The sequence below is a fragment of the Intrasporangium sp. genome, assembly GCF_030452765.1.
GTDB lineage: Bacteria > Actinomycetota > Actinomycetes > Actinomycetales > Dermatophilaceae > Intrasporangium_A.
The window spans coordinates 1-3,735 of sequence record NZ_JAKDLO010000285.1 but is presented as its reverse complement, the minus strand read 5'-3'; the positions used below and the strand labels follow the sequence as shown (position 1 = coordinate 3,735).

4 protein-coding genes are annotated in these 3,735 nt (G+C 68.8%); 2 read left to right on the top strand and 2 right to left on the bottom strand.

The genetic code is table 11. The features are described from left to right. Positions 1–179: 179 nt before the first annotated feature. Together L0H79_RS21410 and L0H79_RS21405 are read left to right on the top strand one after the other, a co-directional pair. Positions 180–650, top strand: a complete 471-nt coding sequence (locus L0H79_RS21410; protein ID WP_301486745.1) for an antitoxin — start codon at positions 180–182, stop codon at positions 648–650. Between the two features lie 46 nt (positions 651–696). After that, positions 697–1,542, top strand: coding sequence for a hypothetical protein (locus tag L0H79_RS21405; protein WP_301486743.1), 846 nt, complete (start codon positions 697–699; stop codon positions 1,540–1,542). Positions 1,543–1,910: 368 nt separating this feature from the next. Here L0H79_RS21405 and L0H79_RS21400 read toward each other — a convergent pair whose 3' ends face one another. Together L0H79_RS21400 and L0H79_RS21395 are read right to left on the bottom strand one after the other, a co-directional pair. Further along, on the bottom strand, positions 1,911–2,387 hold the full coding sequence (locus L0H79_RS21400) for a YbaK/EbsC family protein (RefSeq protein WP_301486742.1): 477 nt from the start codon (positions 2,385–2,387) through the stop codon (positions 1,911–1,913). A 113-nt stretch (positions 2,388–2,500) separates the two neighbouring features. Continuing rightward, positions 2,501–3,735 (bottom strand): hypothetical protein (locus L0H79_RS21395; protein WP_301486741.1); only part of this gene is annotated, 1,235 nt, incomplete at its 5' end.

Genomic DNA, 3,735 nt, shown 5'->3' with positions numbered 1-3,735 from the left:
GGCTCACGGCCGCGAACCGCCGGCACCCCCGTACACCCGAACGGGCCACGCGGCTGACTGAGCGTGGGTGGTTGAGGGAGGTGAACGGCATACGGACGCTGTTTGGGACTGCACATCAAGGCCGTGACGTTCTAGGGTCGGATCATTCGGGTCATACCACGCCGAGGAGGCGGACAACGATGTCATTCGCGGACAAGGTCAAGCACAGGGCCGAGGAGCTCGAGCAGCAGGCCAGGGCGAAGGCCGAGGAGCTCGAGCTGAAGGACAAGGCCAACCAGTTCGCCGGCCAGGCCAAGGATGCGGCGCACCAGGCGAAGGGAAAGGTGGGCGAGCTCGCCCACGAGAACCGGGAGAAGATCGAGGGGTTCGTGGAGAATGCGGGCCGCTGGGTCGACGAGCACACCGGTGGGAAGTACACGGACACCATCACCAAGGCCAGGGAGCAGGTGGCACGGGGGGTCGACAAGGTTGCGGACTCTCGGCCTGTCGAGGACGTCCCGGGCCCCGAGGCTCGCGAAGCGGCGCCGGACGTCACGACGACCGATGTCACCGGAGCTGCGGGCCCCGGGTCGTCATCGGAGGCGGCCGGGGACGACTCTGCCGCTGCCGACGGGCCAGAGCTGTCCGTCGTCACGGAAGAACCCAAGTGACAGGTCGGGTCCGGAGGGTAAGTAGCCCGAGAACCGAGGAGGACTGATGCCAGGAAGCACCACGATCGACAGCACCGCCGACCGCGTCGCAGACATGGAGGCCGGGCTCGAGGACAAGCTGGCCGACGTGCGCACGGAGGCCACCGAAACGGCCGCGTCACTTCGGGACGCGGCCACGACACTTCGAGAGGCGGCCGGCCCGGCGCTGCACGATGCCGCCGAGCTGGCCCGGGAGCAGTACGCGACGGCTCGAGACAAGGCGGGACCCGCCCTGCACGATGCCGCCGAGCGCGCCAGGCCGAAGGTCGAGTCGGCGCAGTCCAGTCTCCTCGAGGACGTCCTGCCCAAGGTGTCCGCGGCGATCGCAACGGCAGCAGCCGGCCTCTCCCACGCCAAGGAGGGCGCAACGCCATACGTCGAGCAGGCACGCGTGTCGGCCCACGTCGGCAGCGAGCGCGCGCATGACGCACTCAAGGTCCTCACCGGTGAGGCGACGATCACGGAGCCACGAGGCTCGTCGAAGCTCAAGTGGTGGCTGATCGGGGTCGGCCTGCTCGCCGCGGCGGTGGGTGCTGGCGCCGCGTTCTGGCGGCGGCAACGAGCCGACGATCCGTGGGCGAGCCCGCTGACCGACCCACCCGCTCCCTCGCTCAAGGACCGCGCCGCCGACAAGGTGGCCGACCTCACCGAGGCGAAGGACCACACGGGCGAGTTGGCCGAGCCCGAGCAGGTCGCCGGCGAGGTCGATCCTGATTGGTCCGGTGAAGCGAGCGAGGAACCCCCCGCAGGTACCGGTGCCGCCGCTGAGCGAGGCACCGATGAGGTCGCGGCTGACGATCTCGACGACGCGACTACGGATGAGGGCGACCAGGAAGAGGGTCGCGGAGTGTGACACGCGGGGGCTGGGCGGTGGCCGTGGGGGTTCCGCCCAAACACTCCTTAACACGAAGAGGGGGCCCGGCGGCGTCGCGACCGGGCCCCTCTACTCCTGAGCTGGCTCGCACAGACAGGGGGACAGCGCGAGCCAGCACAGGAGGTTACAGACTTCGACGGTTCACACAGATATGCAGAAGGGCTGGGCGCGGTTCGTGCGGGCCCAACCCTTCGCTGTCTACAAGTGTAGCCAACTACAGGCATGGTTGGGAACAGCACCACCAGCGCTCGGCGCGTCTGGGCTTCACGCTATACCCGGCAGCCACGGCAAAGCCATCTAAGCCCCTGGCGATCTTCGCGGATCGTGTCCCTCCACGCTCGCATCGCTCACGCCACCTCCAACGACCGGGCGCCAGTCAGGCGCACGAGCTCGTCGTAGCTCGTGCTGAAGACTGCCGATGGATGTCCGGCGGCCGCCCAGACGACCGGACGGCGGCGCAGCCACGGGTCGACGTAGGTCGGTACCGGCGCCGGGTGCGCGATCGGGGAGACACCGCCGATGACCTGGCCGGTGTGCTCGCGTACGAAGTCGGGTGAAGCGCGCCGCAGGCGGTGGACGCGGAGCAGCGCCGCGACCTTCTTGGTGTCGACGCGGTGCGCGCCCGAGGTGAGGATCAGCACGGGTGTCCCGTCGGCGTCGAAGAGCAGGCTGTTGGCGATCGCGCCAACCTCGCAGCCGAGTGCCTCCGCGGCCAGGGCAGCTGTGTGGACCGACTCGGGCAGCACGACGACCTCCCCTGTCCCACCGAGACGATCCAGCTCCTCGCGGAAGCGGGTGATGGACGCGTGCTCGGTTGCGCTCATGGCCCGAGTATGCCGCCCGCCTTGGGCAACGGCTCCGCCCAGAACCAGGCTGCGACCGGCCAGGAGTGAGGGCTCCTGGTCGGTCGCGAGCACGTCTTCCTATTGCCGGCTTCCTACTGCAGGCCGCGACGCAGCTGAGCGGGGTTCACGCTCGATGCGGCGCCGTTGTAGATGGCGTTGGTGACAACCGTCCAGGTGGCACGTGGCCAGGTGCGGAAGGTGATGTGTCCACCCGCCACGGTGGCGTGTCCCTTGCCGACGTCGAAGCTGACGACGTTGCTGGCGCCCTTGAGCGCGGAGTCGCCGCGCGCATACCCGCTGACGAGGAGGGCGTCGGTGTCGGGATAGGAAGCGGCGATGTCGGCAGGCCCCTCGACCTTGTAGGCCGGGTCGTTGTTGAACCACACGGGCCACGCGTTGGGCATGCCCCAGGCAGCGGGAACCTGCTTGTTGAACGTCTGCTTCAACAGCGCCCCGGGGATGGTGAAGGTGCTGCGGTCCGTGGGGGTGATGTTCTGCAACGGCAGCTCCAGCGCCGTGCGCGCCGTTTCAGAGCCAGACCCGAGGCTCACGAGGTTGCCGCCACCCTTGACGAACTGCTGCAGCTTCGCCGGGGCATCGGGCACTCCGCGCGCCCAGTGGAACCGCTCCGGGTACCTCGCGGGGTCGAGTCCCTGGGTGAGGGTACGGGTGGAGACTCCTGGAGCCAGGACGATGGTGTCGAACTTCTTGGCCAGGCTGTCGTAGTCGTCGGCTCCTACGACCTGGTAGTCGACCCCGTACTGCTCGAACATCCACATCAGCCAGCCGCCGGGCATGTTGTTGGCGCCCCGGATCAGGCCGACACGCGTGGTGTTCTTGAGCTTGAGCGCCTTCACCTTCGGGGTCCTCGCCACCGTGTAGACGGGGAGCCCGGTCTCGGTGCTGGCGCGCTGCAGGACCTGGCGCACCGCTGGCGTCGCAGGAACGAGGACCGCCCCGGGCGGCAGGGTCCGGCCCAGGACTGCTACCCGTGCCTTGGCACGGAAGGTCGGCACGTGCGCATCCTCCAGGGCGGTGATGACCTTCCCGAGGCCGTACGAGGTGGGGCTGAGTACGTAAGCTCCGCGACGGCCCGGGTCACGGGGGAACTTCGGTGCGACGGGCTCGATGTCGCTGACCTGACGAGTGCCCACGGTGAACTTGTCAGCGACCGCGTCCACGTCGACTCCGAGCAGCAGGCCGAGGTTGTCGGTCGTCTCGCTGTACGGCAGGATCAGCGGGCAGGCATCGCACTTGCGAGCCGAGTCCGGGTACTCGTCGATCCGCAGGAGCTGGTCGATCCACCGGCCCATCGGCTGGTTCGTCC

Coding starts and splice junctions, on each gene's coding strand:
- L0H79_RS21410 (WP_301486745.1), top strand. CDS start 180: ATGTCATTCGCGGACAAGGTCAAGCACAGGGCCGAGGAGCTCGAGCAG.
- L0H79_RS21405 (WP_301486743.1), top strand. CDS start 697: ATGCCAGGAAGCACCACGATCGACAGCACCGCCGACCGCGTCGCAGAC.
- L0H79_RS21400 (WP_301486742.1), bottom strand. CDS start 2,387: ATGAGCGCAACCGAGCACGCGTCCATCACCCGCTTCCGCGAGGAGCTG.